At 61.6% G+C, this 14,846-nt stretch carries 14 protein-coding genes and 1 pseudogene; 2 read left to right on the top strand and 13 right to left on the bottom strand.

Annotation, left to right across the window (positions count from 1 at the left end):
- Positions 1-1,614, bottom strand: coding sequence for an alkaline phosphatase D family protein (locus D0550_RS11330; protein ID WP_161965768.1), 1,614 nt, complete (start codon positions 1,612-1,614; stop codon positions 1-3).
- 184 nt (positions 1,615-1,798) lie between these two features.
- Here D0550_RS11330 and D0550_RS11325 point away from each other — a divergent pair, with 184 nt between their 5' ends.
- Entirely contained in the window at positions 1,799-2,725 is a 927-nt protein-coding gene (locus D0550_RS11325) for a S1/P1 nuclease (protein ID WP_161965767.1), read from the top strand.
- Positions 2,726-2,729: 4 nt separating this feature from the next.
- On the opposite strand, the gene D0550_RS11320 is transcribed toward D0550_RS11325, so the two are convergent.
- The 11 genes and pseudogenes from D0550_RS11320 to D0550_RS11270 form a co-directional block, all read right to left on the bottom strand.
- Complete coding sequence (locus tag D0550_RS11320) at positions 2,730-4,184, bottom strand: bifunctional 2-methylcitrate dehydratase/aconitate hydratase (protein ID WP_116809283.1); 1,455 nt, start codon at positions 4,182-4,184, stop codon at positions 2,730-2,732.
- Between the two features lie 11 nt (positions 4,185-4,195).
- Positions 4,196-5,353 carry a bifunctional 2-methylcitrate synthase/citrate synthase gene (gene prpC / locus D0550_RS11315; RefSeq protein ID WP_116809282.1) on the bottom strand — a complete coding sequence of 386 codons (1,158 nt, stop codon included), beginning with the start codon at positions 5,351-5,353 and terminating at the stop codon, positions 4,196-4,198.
- 114 nt (positions 5,354-5,467) lie between these two features.
- Positions 5,468-6,749, bottom strand: a pseudogene (locus tag D0550_RS11310) (NAD(P)/FAD-dependent oxidoreductase).
- Positions 6,750-6,768: 19 nt separating this feature from the next.
- Positions 6,769-7,086: a 2Fe-2S iron-sulfur cluster-binding protein gene (locus D0550_RS11305; protein WP_116809326.1), complete on the bottom strand. Its 318-nt coding sequence runs from the start codon at positions 7,084-7,086 to the stop codon at positions 6,769-6,771.
- Positions 7,087-7,155: 69 nt separating this feature from the next.
- The gene (gene cofD / locus D0550_RS11300) at positions 7,156-8,097 is read right to left on the bottom strand and encodes a 2-phospho-L-lactate transferase (RefSeq protein ID WP_116809281.1); all 942 of its coding nucleotides are present in this window, start codon (positions 8,095-8,097) and stop codon (positions 7,156-7,158) included.
- Positions 8,094-8,855 carry a coenzyme F420-0:L-glutamate ligase gene (gene cofE, locus D0550_RS11295; protein WP_116809280.1) on the bottom strand — a complete coding sequence of 254 codons (762 nt, stop codon included), beginning with the start codon at positions 8,853-8,855 and terminating at the stop codon, positions 8,094-8,096. Before cofE ends, cofD begins: the two co-directional genes overlap by 4 nt.
- Before the next feature lie 8 nt (positions 8,856-8,863).
- Positions 8,864-9,637 (bottom strand): enoyl-CoA hydratase/isomerase family protein, encoded by a 774-nt coding sequence (locus D0550_RS11290; protein ID WP_116809279.1) that lies wholly within the window; start codon positions 9,635-9,637, stop codon positions 8,864-8,866.
- A gap of 100 nt (positions 9,638-9,737) precedes the next feature.
- Complete coding sequence (locus D0550_RS11285) at positions 9,738-10,769, bottom strand: flavodoxin family protein (protein ID WP_349770712.1); 1,032 nt, start codon at positions 10,767-10,769, stop codon at positions 9,738-9,740.
- 118 nt (positions 10,770-10,887) lie between these two features.
- A complete protein-coding gene (locus D0550_RS11280; RefSeq protein WP_161965766.1) occupies positions 10,888-11,373 on the bottom strand; it encodes a GyrI-like domain-containing protein in 486 nt (161 codons plus the stop codon).
- A 19-nt stretch (positions 11,374-11,392) separates the two neighbouring features.
- Positions 11,393-12,391, bottom strand: coding sequence for a sulfate ABC transporter substrate-binding protein (locus D0550_RS11275; RefSeq protein WP_116809325.1), 999 nt, complete (start codon positions 12,389-12,391; stop codon positions 11,393-11,395).
- A 170-nt stretch (positions 12,392-12,561) separates the two neighbouring features.
- Positions 12,562-12,798, bottom strand: coding sequence for a hypothetical protein (locus D0550_RS11270; RefSeq protein WP_116809276.1), 237 nt, complete (start codon positions 12,796-12,798; stop codon positions 12,562-12,564).
- Positions 12,799-12,977: 179 nt separating this feature from the next.
- Between D0550_RS11270 and D0550_RS11265 the strand changes: the two genes are divergently transcribed.
- The gene (locus tag D0550_RS11265; RefSeq protein WP_116809275.1) at positions 12,978-14,243 is read left to right on the top strand and encodes a M20/M25/M40 family metallo-hydrolase; all 1,266 of its coding nucleotides are present in this window, start codon (positions 12,978-12,980) and stop codon (positions 14,241-14,243) included.
- 9 nt (positions 14,244-14,252) lie between these two features.
- On the opposite strand, the gene D0550_RS11260 is transcribed toward D0550_RS11265, so the two are convergent.
- A complete protein-coding gene (locus tag D0550_RS11260) occupies positions 14,253-14,822 on the bottom strand; it encodes a phosphoribosyltransferase (RefSeq protein WP_116809324.1) in 570 nt (189 codons plus the stop codon).
- Positions 14,823-14,846: the final 24 nt, after the last annotated feature.

The raw sequence follows: 14,846 nt of genomic DNA, 5'->3' as shown, positions 1-14,846 counted from the left end.
TCACAAGCGCAGCGTCTTCTCGCCGACACCGCGAACCAGATTGTTTCCGACCTCGCTGACCATCACCGTCGCCAGCGTCTCCCGATCGTCCTTCGCATCGACGGTCGCCACATGATAGATCTCGCAGCTCGCCATCTCGTGCGTGAGATCGAGCACTCCGTAACCACGACGGTTGAGATTGATGTACTTCAGGTGCGGCGACACGAAGCGCAACTGACCGGCGACCACATCGGCGGCGGCATCGGGTATCGGTCCGGGTGAAGTTACGGCCGGGCACACGAACTCCGCGCCAATCACGCCAGCGCCGGTCTGCGGGTTGTAGCTGGCGCTGTCCCAAGGATTCAACGTGAGATCGGCGCACCACGAAGAGTGAATGTCGCCGGTGAGCACCACGTTGTTCTTGATGTTGTTGTCGATCAGATGACGGAACAGGCGAGTGCGCGCCGGCGCATAACCATCCCACTGATCCGGGTTGATGATGGTCTGACCGAAAGTGCTGCTGAGCTGCGCCATCATCACCTGCTGGCCAAGCACGCGCCAGGTCTGGCCGCGCTGCTTGGACTGCCACAACTGACGCTCCAGCCACTCTTCCTGATCGAAACCGAGCAGTGTGCGGGTGCCATCGCTCACGGTCGGGTCGCTGACCGGCAGCTCGGACTGGCCGGTCTTGAACGCAGCCTGCAGATCGCGGCCGTGCAAGCGAGTGTCGAGCATGACCAGATCGGCCAGATCGCCGATGCGGAAGCTGCGATAGATCTTGTCATCGAGACAATTCTTGCTGCGGATGGGCATGTACTCGTTGTACGCGCGGACCGCATTACGCCGGCGCACGACCCATTCGCCCTCGCCGTTCTCCGGATTGTGATTTTCCGCGCCGTCGCGCCACGCATCGTTGGCGCTTTCATGGTCGTCCCACACGCAGATGAACGGATGCAGCCGGTGCAGCTCCTGCAGATCGGGATCCGTCTTGTACAGCGCATGGCGCAGACGATAATCGGTGAGCGTCAGGATCTCGTTCGCCGGTACCACATCGCGCAGACCGACCAGCAACGGATTGGCGTAGCCACCCTGCGGGTATTCATACAAGTAATCGCCGAGGTGCACCACCATGTCGATGTCGTTGCGCGCCGCCATCCGGCCGTACGCATTGAAATAGCCGTACGGATAGTTGGAGCACGAGGCAAACGCCATGCGCCAGCGCCGACGGTGTGCTATCGGCAGCGTGCGCGTGCGACCGAGCGGAGACTGCGCGCCGCGCGTTTCGAACCGGTAGTAATAAATCGTGTCCGGTTCGAGACCCGTGGCGTCGATCTTCACGGTGAAATCACGCGTGACATCGGTTGAGAACGAGCCCGAGCGCACGATGCGCTTGAGATGATGATCGGTGGAAATGCTCCATTTGCCCTGCAAAACGTCACCCAGCTTCTTCGGCGTGATGCGTGTCCACAGAATGACCCGATCGTGCAGCGGATCGCCGCTCGCTACACCGTGTAAGAACGAAGGACCGGAGCCTTCACTCGGCAACTGACCATCGCGCCCCATGGCAAAGGCGCTCGGCACGATGCCGGCGGCGGACAAGGTCGCAAGAAATTCTCGGCGGCTGAATGCGCTCATATTTGGTTCTGGCTCCTCGGGCTGGAACCGGTACCTTCGATGCTGTGCGTTGCCGGTTGATGACGGTTGCTTTGCAACCTGACGGCAAAAGACCTCACCCGACATGCATTTCATGCAACACTGGTTCGAGCGTACGCCGCGCGTGCTGTTATTGATGGCGATCGTTCATTCTCATGGATCTGCAATGAAGCCCTGCGTCGCCCTGTTACTTGCTGTTGTTCTGCCCTGCTCCACGGCCCTGGCGTGGTCTCGCCCGGGGCACATGGTCAGCGCGGCAATCGCGTATGACGAACTGAACGCACAAGACCGCCGGATCGTTGAGCGCATCGTCGCGCTGGCCGAGAAACATCCGGACCGCGGCGCCTTCGAGGTTGCCATGGGTCGAGCCACTGGCGAGGAACGCCGTCGCCGCATCTTCCTGGAACTGGCACGCTGGCCGGACGATGCACGCGGCAGCATTCACGATCATCCAACCTGGCACTACTGGTCGCGTCCCATCGTGAACTCAGCGTCGCCGCCGGCGAAAATGCCAGCGGATGTGCCTCAAGGATCGGCGTATGAAGCATTTGCACTGAATCTGAGCGTTGCATCGGATGCGCGCGCGTCAGCCGGTGAGCGAGCGGTCGCGCTGGCCTGGATATTTCATCTGGTTGGCGACATGCATCAGCCGCTGCACAGCGTGTCGCAAGTCTCGAAACGATTCCCGGAAGGCGATCGAGGCGGCAGCCTGCAGTTCGTGCTCGACCCGGTCGCTAGACAGCCAGTCACGCTGCATTGGTATTGGGACGACAGTGTCAGCCGCGAGGGCGAACCCGATGTGGCCATGAGTCGCGCCGAAGACCTCATGCGACGCTTGCCACGCACACAGTTCAAAGCGCTGCAGCCGTTTCGAAACGCATCGGAGTTTTCCGGGTGGGCCCGGGAGAGCTATGAGCTGGGCAGCACTGTCGCTTACGGCCCGGACCTGCGAGCCAGCGATTCCGCAGGCACGGCCCTGGAGCAGTCGCAGCGCTATCTCGAACAATCCCTACAAGTCGCGGAGCAGCGACTCACGCTGGCTGGCTATCGGCTCACCGAGGTGCTGCGCTGGGCATTTCGTAACGAGCGCTGAAACGTCACTTGATCTTGACGAGGCCGGCAAGAAACTCCTGCACGGGCATCTTCTCCAACGTCGCCCGATCCGCAAACATCGCCTTGATCGCTTCCGTCTGCTTCGGTGAGAAATGCCCCGCCACGGATGCCTCAAACTTCTGCACCAGCACCGGCATCCCCTCCGCGCGCCGCTTGCGGTGACCGAGAGGAACATCGACCTGCACTCGCTCGGTTCTCGTCCCGTCCTTGAAGAACACCTGCACCGCATTTCCGATGTGTCGCTTATCCGGGGCGTAATACTCCTCCGTGAACGTCGCGTTGTCGCTCACGACCATCTTTTCCCTCAACGCATCGATGCGCGGATCACTCGCCGTTGCATCCTCATAATCCGACGCCGACAGTCGGCCGAAGATCAACGCAATCGCCACCATGTACTGAATGCAGTGATCTCGATCCGCCGGATTGTTGAGCGGCCCCGTCTTATCGATGATCCTCACGCCCGACTCCTGCGTCTCGATCACCACGCGCTCGATACTCTCGATGTGTCTTCGCACCTGCGGGTGCAGCTTCATCGCCGCTTCCACCGCCGTCTGCCCGTGGAACTCCGCCGGGAAGGAAATCTTGAACAGGATGTTTTCCATCACGTAACTGCCGAAGGGCTGCGGAAACGCCAGCGGCTTGCCCTTCATCAGCACCTCTTGAAAGCCCCACGTCGGCGCCGTGATCGCCGAGGGATAGCCCATCTCCCCCGCCACCGCCATCAACGCGTGGCGCACCGCTCGACTGGTCGCATCACCCGCCGCCCAGCTCTTGCGCGAGCCGGTATTCGGCGCATGTCGATAAGTCCGCAGCGCGCCGCCATCCACGAACGCATTCGAGACCGCGTTGATCACCTGTTCCCGCGTACCGCCCAGCATCGCTGTCGTGACCGCCGTCGACGCCAGCCGGACCAGCAACACATGATCCAACCCGACGCGGTTGAAACTATTCTCCAGCGCAGCGACGCCCTGGATCTCATGGGCCTTGATCATCGCAGTGAGCACATCTCTCACCCGCAGCGACGTCTTGCCCTGCGCCCCACTCCGCCGCGCCAGATAATCGGCGACTGCGAGAATGCCACCGAGGTTGTCGGAAGGATGGCCCCACTCCGCCGCCAGCCATGTGTCGTTGAAATCGAGCCAGCGAACCATCGCACCGATGTTGAACGCCGCCTGCACCGGATCGAGCTCGTAGCTCGTGCCGGGCACTCGCGACCCGCCCGGCATCACGGCCCCTGGCACGACCGGCCCCAACAGCTTCGTGCAAGCCGGGTATTGCAGCGCCTGAAAGCCGCACGCCAGCGTATCCATCAAGCAGTAGTAGGCCGTCTCGTAGGCCGCCTCGCTGTCGATCTGATACGACAGCGCGTAATCGGCGATCGCCGTCAAGAGTTGATCCGGAGCCGGACGTTCTGCTGATTTGAGGTCGTGATGCGCCATGATTGAGCTGATTACGGCCGCTGATCCAGCGGCACAAAGTGAAGATTGTCCGGCCCGACGTAGTTCGCGCTCGGCCGGATGATTTTACCGTCCTCGCGCTGTTCGATCACATGGGCGGCCCAGCCGGTGGTGCGGGCGATGACGAACAGCGGCGTGAACATCGCCGTCGGCACGCCCATCAGGTGGTACGACACCGCCGAGTACCAATCCAGGTTCGGGAACAGGTTCTTGATCTCTTTCATCACCTGTTCCAGGCGGGCGGCGATGTCGAACATCTTGGTGTCGCCCGCCTCCTGTGCGAGCTTGCGCGCGACCTCCTTGATGACCTCATTGCGCGGATCGGAGATCGTATAGACCGGATGACCGAAGCCGATGATCACTTCCTTGTTCGCGACCCGCTTGCGGATGTCTTCCTCGGCCTGACCGGGCGAGTCGTAGCGCTGCTGGATTTCGAACGCAACTTCATTCGCGCCGCCGTGCTTCGGGCCTCGCAAGGCGCCAATCGCGCCAGTGACTGCCGAATACAGATCGGAGCCAGTGCCCGCGATGACGCGCGCAGTAAACGTCGACGCATTGAATTCATGCTCGGCGTACAGAATGAGCGACGTATGCATCGCATGCACCCACTCACGCGACGGCGTTTCCTGATGCAACAAGTGCAGGAAGTGACCGCCAATCGAATCGTCATCGGTGTCCACATCGATGCGACGACCGTGATGACTGTAGTGATACCAGTACGTGAGCATCGAGCCGAGGCTGGCGATGAGTCGATCGGCGATGTCACGAGCGGCAGCAGGCGCGTGATGCTCGGGCTCAGGCAACACACAGCCCAACGTCGACACCCCGGTGCGCATAACGTCCATCGGATGAGCTGCGGCAGGCAATTGCTCGAGCACGGCTTTGACCGCAGCCGGTAAGCCACGCAGACGTGACAGCTTTGCTTTGTAACCAGCCAGCTCGGCGTGATTCGGCAGCTTGCCGTGGATCAGCAGGTAAGCGATCTCCTCGAACTCGCAGCTCTTGGCGATATCGAGAATGTCATAGCCGCGGTAATGCAGATCGTTGCCACTGCGTCCGACGGTGCACAGCGCGGTATTCCCGGCGGTCACACCGGACAGTGCGACGGACTTCTTCGGCTTGAAACCGGTGGTCGAAGATGCTTCGGTCATCGCGAGCCCCCTGGAGATTGCCTGAAATTGACTCCAGCACACTGGCCAGTCAGCGCTCTGCGGGCAATGGGGTCTTGCCGAAGCCGCCGACGCCGAGCGTCGGCGGCGGGCAAATCAAGCTGACGGAGCCGCGGTCTGCACCGGCCCGGCAAGCGTCTTCAGCGGCACCGACTCGTCGGCGAGTGCGGCTGGATCGAACGGTTTACACGCTGCGACCATGCGCTTGGCGACCATGAACTCCTGGGCGCGATTGACGGCATCGACCGCAATCAGTTGGCCCTGCCGCAGATAGAAGGCCGCGAACGAANNNTTTGTTTTCCATCGAGCCGCGCAGGATGAACTGATCGTAGCCCTGCGACAGCCCGGTCATTTGCAACTTCAGATCGTACTGATCGGACCAGAACCACGGCACCGACTCGTACGCCTTCGGCTTGCCCGCAAGCGAAGCTGCGGCAACTCGCGCCTGCTCGACGGCATTCGGCACCGACTCCAGGCGAATGCGCCGCCCGCAGAACACGCTCGGATGATTCGTGCAATCGCCGGCAGCGACGATATCGGGATCGGAAGTGACGGCGTACTCGTTGACCACAATGCCGTTGTCCACATCCAGCCCCGCGGCCTGTGCCAGTTCAGTGTTGGGGAGCAAGCCAATACCGACAACCACGAAGTCCACAGGAATGACTACACCACCCGTGCAATGAACCGCTGTCACTGCATCGCCGGCGGCGTTGAAATCGAGCGCGGTCACTTCGACGTTGGTGCGCAGATCGACACCAGCGTCACGGTGCACATTCTCATAGAACTCGGACATCTGCGGCGCCGTGACTCGTGCCAGCACGCGAGGCAAAGCCTCGAGCACGGTGACTTTCACACCGCGCGCAATTGCCGACGCGGCAACCTCCAGTCCAACGTAACCACCACCAATCACGACGAGGCGCTGCCCGGCTTCGAAACGCGCGCGAATCGCCATCACGTCGTCGACAGTCCGCAAGTAATGGAAGTTGCTGGTCCGCTCGGCGCGAGCAGCATCGTTGATCGTCATGCGACGTGCGCGACCGCCGGTCGTCAGCCCGAGCTTCGAATAGGTGACTTCGCGGCCGTCGTCGAACACCAGCTTCTTGTGTTCGCGCTCGATGCGCTCGACCCGCCGGCTCAACAGTAGATTGATATTTGCCTTTTCATACGCGGCCAGCTGCCGCAGATAGAGCGACGTCGTTTCACACTCGCCTTTCAGATAAGCCTTCGACAGCGGCGGGCGTTGATACGGCAGATGAGATTCTTCGCCGACGATCGTCAACGCCCCGGCGTAACCCTGTTGACGTGCTGCGATCGCGAGCTCGCCACCGGCGTGGCCGGCGCCAACGATATAAATGTGATCTTCAGTGTGAGCGGACATGAGCGAAATCTGCAACCAATCATTCTTCCGGAGCGAGCGTCAGGCGCAGGCCGTCGTGGGCCTGCTGCAACTGAATCTGACATGACAGACGGGAGTTGTCCTGGCGAAACTGCAGTTCGGCCAGCAGATCGCCTTCATCGCTGTGCCGGTCGGGCAGCTTCGGCAGCCATTGCGGATCGATATAAACGTGACAAGTGGCGCAGGAGCACATGCCGCCGCAGATGGCGCTGACGCCGTAGTCCAATTCACGCAGCGTTTCCATCAAAGAGCCTTCCGGCGCCGTTTCCACCTCGTGCTCACCGCCATTGCGGTCCACTACGCTCAACCGAATAGTCATTCGCATGCTCCAGCCCGATGCCCGTCCCGAACGGGGCGGCAATTGTGCCATTTCGCGCTCCGGAGCGTCTTACAAGTTGCTGAAGGAGCGTGCGAAACCCAGCACCTCGCGGGCCAGTCTTTGCTTGTCCGCCGCTGTCTTCATCAGGGTTGGGGTCACGTGGGTGGCAACACTGATTTCCGGCACGATATGCGCTTCGGACGGGTCGAGCACGAAGCCGTCGATGATGCCCTCGTAGAAGCGGGCGATAGTCGCCGACGATTGCTCCAGCTGCAGCTCGCTCATGATCTTGGTTGTCGGCCCTTTCACCGCCTGGCCATTGACCAGCGGCGATACTGCGATCACCGGCGCGGTCGCCTCGTGCAGCAGCTCGCGCCACGCGGGAATTTCCAGGAAAGGCGCGATGCTCAGCCAGGGATTCGACGGACAGATCACGATGGCCTGCAGCGACGGATCCTGCGACGCCTCCTGCAGAAGGGGCCCGAGCTGCGCGTCCGCCGCGCCTGCGTATGCCAGTCCTTTCACCACCGGCTCGCAGCGCCGCGCGACAAAATAGTGCTGAAAATCCAGTGTGCCCTCGTCGGTGATCACCATGGTGCGCACCAGATCGTTCGTCATTGGCACCACGCGCCCCAAAAGGCCGAAGTGGCGCGCGAAATCGGCGGTGATGCCCGACAGCTTCTCGCCAGCATTGAGGCGGCGCGTGCGCTCGATGTGGACCGCCAGATCTTTATCGCCGAGGCGAAACCAGTTCTCGCCGCCGAGCCGCTCGATTTCCGCCATGAAATTCCAGCTTTCGTTGCCGCGGCCCCAGCCCAGCTCCGGATTCGACAGCCCGCTCAGCGTGTAGAGCATGGTGTCGATGTCGGGCGAGATCGCCAGCCCCAGGTGCTCGAAATCATCGCCGGTGTTGACCGCAACGGTCAGCTCCCCGGGCGGCAGCACATGTTGCAACCCCACGGCGAGCTTGGCCCCGCCGATGCCTCCTGAAAGCGCCAGTACCTGAGTCATCGGAACAGATCCTGATCCTTGGAGCGCAACAGCGCCGCCGCGCTGCGTTCAGTTGCCGTCCATCGCAGACCTCGTGCAATTACCACTGGAGTTCCCTCGCTTGCTTCACCCATGACCAACGCGGCGCCGGCCGCAATGGCATCAGCCAGGGCGACCTCCGTCATTTCCAGCGCGCGACCTTCCCGGTCATATTCGCCTCGACGGTCGATAATGGATGGCAGTCCGGCCGCTCCAATGGCGACATTCACCACGCCATTGCGCCAGGCGCGGCCAAAACTGTCGCTAATCAGCACCGCTATGGGGACTTGCCAACGCGCGCTCAACTCATTACGCAGGCGCTCCGCGGAAGCATCTGGATCCTGCGGCAACAGCAGCACTTGATCTTGAGCCGCTCCAGGAACATTCGAGCGATCGATGCCGGCATTGGCCATGACGAACCCCAGCCGGTGGCGAACGATGAGTACATTGGGCACGGCGCGCATCACTTCCTGCGACTCTGCGAGCACCGCCTCAACGAGCCGCGCGTCCTTGCGAGTTTGCATTGCCAGTTCCAGAGCACGGGGCGATGGCGTGATCGTGCGCAAGTCGACGCTGCGGCCCTCCGCTTTGGAAACAATTTTCTGCGCGACGACGATTACATCGAAGGGTGCAGGCACCACGCCCGCCGCCTCGATGGCAATTGCAATAGTCTGAGACAGATCTTGCCCTGCCTGGATTTCGGGCAAATCCGGCACAGCGGTGAAGACAACGGATTTCATCTGATGGATCAGCGGCCGGTGAACTGCGGGGGCCGCTTGTCGAAGAACGCTTTGATGCCTTCGCGAAAATCCTGGCTGTCGATGCAAGTCTTCTGAATCTCACCCTCTTCGCGGATTGCGCCGGCGAGATCCAATGCATGCGCGCGACGAAGCAGTCGCTTCGTGCCGGCCAAAGCCAGAGGCGGCGCATCGGCCAACTGCTCGGCGAGCGCACAAGTCTGGTCGAGCACCTCGGCATCGGGAACCACTCGATTGGCCAGCCCCAGCTCCACACAACGCGCTGCCGGAATGCGATCGCCGATGAGCGCCAGTTCGAACGCGTGCCGCGCACCGACCCGCTGCGCAAACTGCCAGGTGAGACCGCCGTCGGGCACCAGTCCAATTTTCGCAAACGGCAATTGCAGAAATGCTTTCTCGCCCATCACGAGCATGTCACACGCGAGCGCATATCCCGCACCGACACCGCTGGCGAAACCATTGACCGCACCAATCACCGGTTTCGGCAACTCGGCGATGGCCAGAATGCCGGGCCCGAACTCTGTTTCCAGCATAGCGGCCACTTCCTGGCCGACGGGCGGCAGACCTTTGAGATCGGCGCCGGCGCTGAAGCCGCGGCCCGCACCGGTCAGGACGGCAGCACGAATGTGCTCGGCAGCTGCGATTTTCCTGAAGGCATTGATGATGCCGAGACGCATTTCCTGCGTGAATGTGTTCAGCGCATCGGCGCGATTCAGCGTGACGATCGCGATCCGACCGCGCTCTTCGTACAAGACATCGCTCATTGAAGCCTCCTGGAACTGCGCGGCAGGATGGCGCGAAGCCGCCCCCCATGCAACTGGACGAAGGGCAGGAGCAACAGCGTTTCTCTATATCGAATGCGGCTTATTTTGGACGCGGATCGCGCACGTCGTCGTCTTTGGGCGCCCCACTCGCTCGCACGCGCGTCACGGTTCCCAGCAGCAGACGAGCTGCATTGCGAACCTCTTGCTGAAGCGCTTCATCCTTGTCGAGCGCTTCATGACTGGTCGCGTACGGACCGTAGTAGCCAATATAACGATCGATGTTCGCGTCGCCGCCGGCCGGGACGAGTTCCATATCACAGAGCCAATCGTGCAGATTGCGACGTAGCAGTTCCGCGCCGACCGTGTCGCCGTGCACGACAGTTGCGAACGCGCGCCCCTTGAGATGTCGCGGATAGTCCCAGCCTTGCAGCTCGATGGCTTTCGCCTTCTTGGCATTCTTGCCATCGGTGCGCGTGGGATCCGGATTGCCGCCATCGGCGCACACCAGGCGATCGATCATCAGCTTCAACGGCGATGGCGCCTGATACCAATACACCGGCGTCACGATCATCACTCCATGCGCCGCGACCCAGCGCGGATAGATCTCGTTCATCCAATCGTCGACCTGACCGAGCGAGTGATTCGGATAGCAGGAGCACGGCCAATGGCATAACGGCATCGCGGTGGAAACGCAGGCTTTGCACGGATAGATGACACGACCGTACTCCGCCGTCAGGTGACTCAGATCAAGCAGATCGACGCGCGCGTGCTCGGCCACCAATGTTTGCTCCGCCAGCTGACACAAGCGATAGCTCTTCGACACTTCGCCAGGGCAGGTCTGCTCGTGGCGCGCCGCGCCGCTGATCAGCAAAATCCGAGTCGGCCCCTGAGACTCTTCGTGCAGGCGCTGCGCTTTGCGGATTTCCTCACGAGCCTGCAACCATTGCACCGACAGCTCGTATTCCGGATTCTCGAACTCTGGCCCGGCCGGGCGTGTGCGAGGAGATTTACGACCTTCGTGATACGCCTCCCAGGCGATGTCCGCCAGGGCGTCGATCTCGGCCATCGAGCCGTCGAAGGCGGGATCGTAAAAGCGCTGACGGAAGCGTGTGCGGAAGACGTCTTTGTCGATCTGGGCCGAGACGCCAAGCTTTCTCGGCTCGGGCACAGCAGGCGGGTTGCAGTTGTCGTTAGCTGAGGACACGCAAAGCAACGCCGCCCTCAACTTCGGTGTTCCGAGGTACCGGCCCTCAATGCTTGATCGGCACCCACACCTCGAACCCACCCTCCCCGGTCTTCGAATCGAACTCGGGACCGTAGACTTCGAGCGTCGGCGCATCGGCGACTTGGTAGCCCGACTCCGGCACCCATCGCCCCCAGATCGCCGCGAGCGTACTGCCGATGGTCGAGACGTGATCGCGATGTTTGAAGATCGCATAGCGCTGCGCGCCGATGCGAAGCGTGCTCAGCTCCGGCGGCGTTCTGGAGAAATCGCGCACCTGCGCGGCGCACAGATATTCCATGTTGCCGGCATCGTCGACGTTGTGGACGACGCCATAAGCGACGTTGTCCACTTGATCCGGGATGTGGCCGAAGTAGCTCAGGAACCGTTGCCACTGCGCCGGAATGCCGGCCTTGTCGTCGCATTTGTAACGCGCGTCGATGCCCGCGAGCAGCAACTCCTTACCCTGTTCGAAGCGCGGTGGCTCCAGTTTGGCGAGTTGCTGCTGTGTCATGGCGATGCCCAACCTATGCTCAGCGTGCCGGCGCCTTGGCCAGTGCCTGGTCCAGGATGCCGCCATCGGCGAAGTGAGTCTTCATCACTTTGTCCCAGCCGCCGAACACTTCGTCGACCGTCATCAGCTTGATCGGCGGAAACTGGGCGGCGTATTTCTGGGTGATGGTGGCGTCGTTCACGCGGTTGTAGTGCCTGGCGATGATGTCCTGACCAGCCGGGCTGTAGAGATACTTCAGATACGCAGTCGCGGCCTCACGCGTGTTCTTGCGATCGACAACTTTATCGACCACGGCAACCGGGAAATCGGCGCGCAGGCTCATCGACGGAATCACCGCCTGCAGATTGCTCTTGCCATACTCGCGACGGATTGCAGTGATCTCGCACTCGAACGTCACCAGCACATCGCCGATGCCGCGCTCGATGAACGTCGTCGAGGCGCCGCGACCGCCGGTGTCGAACACGGGCACATTCGCGAGCAGTCGACTCACAAATTCTTTCGCTTTGGCAGCGTCACCATTGTTCTGCGCCAGGGCGTAAGCGTAAGCAGCCAGATAGGTGTATCGGCCATTGCCTGAAGTCTTGGGATTGGGGAACACGACTTGAATGCCGGGTCTGGCCAGATCATTCCAATCCTTCACCTGCTTGGGATTGCCCTGGCGCACCAGCAACACCGGCAGCGAATAGAACGGCGAGGCGTTGTTCGGCAGGCGCTGGCGCCAGTCCGCACCGACCAGACCAGCCTTATGCAGCAGCTCGATGTCCGTGACCTGATTGAAGGTCACCACGTCGGCCGGCAGACCTTCGGCCACCGAGCGCGCCTGCTTCGATGAGCCGCCGTGCGACTGACGGATCTTGAGCGTCTGGCCGGTCTGTTGTTTCCATTCGGCGATGAAGGCGGGATTGATAGCGTCGAACAGCTCGCGCGACACGTCATAAGACGCATTGAGCAGCTGCTGCGAAAACGCAGCAGGCGCCAGCAGCAAACCGGCCAGCACCCACCAGACGCGAAGGTTCATGCGCACTGCCATCGATCCTGAACAAGGGACAGCGATTCTGCAGTCAGCACGCAGGTCGTGTCAGTAACGCCGCGGTGATAAGGAAGTTATCGGAGGTTATTAGTAACGCAGTATGAGGCGGCGTCCAGATGACGCCGCCTCGTGGCCTGTGGCCGCTATGAACGAGCCCGTTATTGCGGCGGCTGACTCGTATTCTCGTCCGGCGGAGGCGTCGTCGTGCCGGCATCCGGGGGCGGCGGGGTCTCCGACGGAGACGGGCTCGGGGCCGGCTCACCCGGCATAGGCGCAGGCGTCGTCGGCGCCGTATCTGCCGGCGGCGTGTTGTTCATGTGGGCGCTGTCATCCTTTTTAGCGCAACCGGCCGCGAACATCAGCGCGGTCACGGCAAGCAAAGCAAAGGCACGCATGTTTCATCCTCCAGATGTTCCGATGAATTCGGTGTCCCCCTACTAAGCGGTTCATCTTCTCGATGGTTCCAAGTGCGCGCCCGAATGCGATGACCAGGCGATGAATGTCAATGATTCGTCAATACAAGCGCGCGTTTATAATGGCGCCGTCGGATACAAACCAACAAATAGGAATACGAATGCCTGCCTCCGCCCGCGCCTTGGTGCATGCCTTCCTGGAGCGCGAGTTCATCCGGCAAGTGGAGTTCCTTGCCGAGCTGGTACGCGTGCCCAGCGACAACCCGCCGGGCGACTGCGCGCCTGCTGCCGAGCGGGCCCACGAATTGCTCGAGAGCCTGCTCGATCTCGAAGTGGAAACCGACGTCGTCCCGGCACAGGTCGCCAGGGCAAATGGAATGATCTCCGCCACGAATCTCATCGTGCGGCGACGCTTCGGCCGCGGTGGCGTCACGATTGCGCTCAACGCGCATGGCGATGTCGTGTCGCCGGGCCAAGGCTGGACCCGCGATCCGTACGGCGCCGAGATCATCGACGATCCCGATCATGGACTGGTGATGTTCGGCCGCGGCGTTGCCGTGAGTAAGTCGGACTTCGCGACCTACACCTGGGCGCTGCTCGCCCTGCTGGATCTGGAAAAGCAGGGCGTACCGCTCGATGGGGTGGTCGAGCTGCATTTCACCTATGACGAAGAGACCGGCGGCAACATCGGGCCGAAACGCCTCATCGCACAGCGCCTGAGCACGCCCGCCTTGGCAATCTGCGCCGGCTTCTCCTATGCAGTCACCAGCGCGCACAACGGTTGTTTGCATCTGGAAGTCGGGGTGAATGGCAAGTCCGGCCATGCCGCGATGCCGGCCACAGGCATCGACGCGATCGAGGCAGCGACAGACATTCTCAATGCGCTTTACTCGCATCGCGATGAGTTGAGGCACACACACTCGAAGGTGCCCGGCATCGATACACCGACGCTCAACATCGGCCTGATTCAAGGCGGCATCAACACGAATGTCGTACCGGACCGGGCCACCCTTCGGCTCGAACGTCGCATCATCCCCGAAGAGTCCGCCGAGGCGGCCGAGTCACAGCTGCGCTCGCTGATCGAAAGTGCAGTCGCGCATCGCTCCGGCATCGCTGTAGATATTCAACGAATCATGCTGGCCGAGCCATTGCACGAACTGCCCGAAGCTGCGCGATTGATCATTGCGCTGCGAACGCATGCTGAAGAGGAATTTGGTGTCGCGATCCCGGTGCAGGGCGTGCCTCTTTACACAGATGCGAGACACTATGCGTCCGCGGGCATTCCCACCGTGTTGTACGGGGCCGGTCCCAAAACATTGCAGGAAGCGAACGGGCACGGCGCCGACGAATGTTTGCGGCTCGACGACCTGAGAAAAGCAACCGCCGTGATCGCGTTGACGCTCGCGGACTTGCTGAGAGGTAACTGAGGACTCGGGCTATTCCTTGATCTGCGCTGTAGGCAGGAAGAAATCCTCTCCTACCGGCTTGTTCGCCAGAATCTCTGCCCGAGTCAGGCCCTGCAATTCATGCGGAAACACCAGCCACTGATCCGTCTCGCGGATGAAGTAATCCGGCCGCAGTGAGCTCGTGTTTCTGGTTGGCTTGTAATAGACCGTCGCGATCCTGACCTGCTCCGGCATGTTGCGCCGGCAGCGACGCTGCAATTCGGCGACCACGGCTTCCAGGCTGCGCCCCGAGTCGAACACATCGTCGATCAACAGCAACTGATCCTCGGCACTCAACTGCGATACCAGATAGTCGATCGCATGCACCCGCACCGTCTTGGACTGCAGATCGATGCCGAGATAGGACGACGTGCGGATCGAGATGTGATCGCACTCGATCCCATTGAACTCCAGCACCTCCTGGACCGAGATGCCGATCGGCGCCCCGCCGCGCCAGACGCCCACCAGGAAGGACGGCCGGAAGCCGCTGCGGACGATCTGCACCCCTAGCGCCAGGGAGTCCCGCAACAGGGATTCCGCCGAAATATAGGTTTTTTCCATCGCGGCATCATACACGGCGACTGC

This window comes from Steroidobacter cummioxidans, assembly GCF_003104955.1.
The sequence above is the reverse complement of the archived record's forward strand: the minus strand, read 5'-3'. Positions and strand labels throughout refer to the sequence as shown.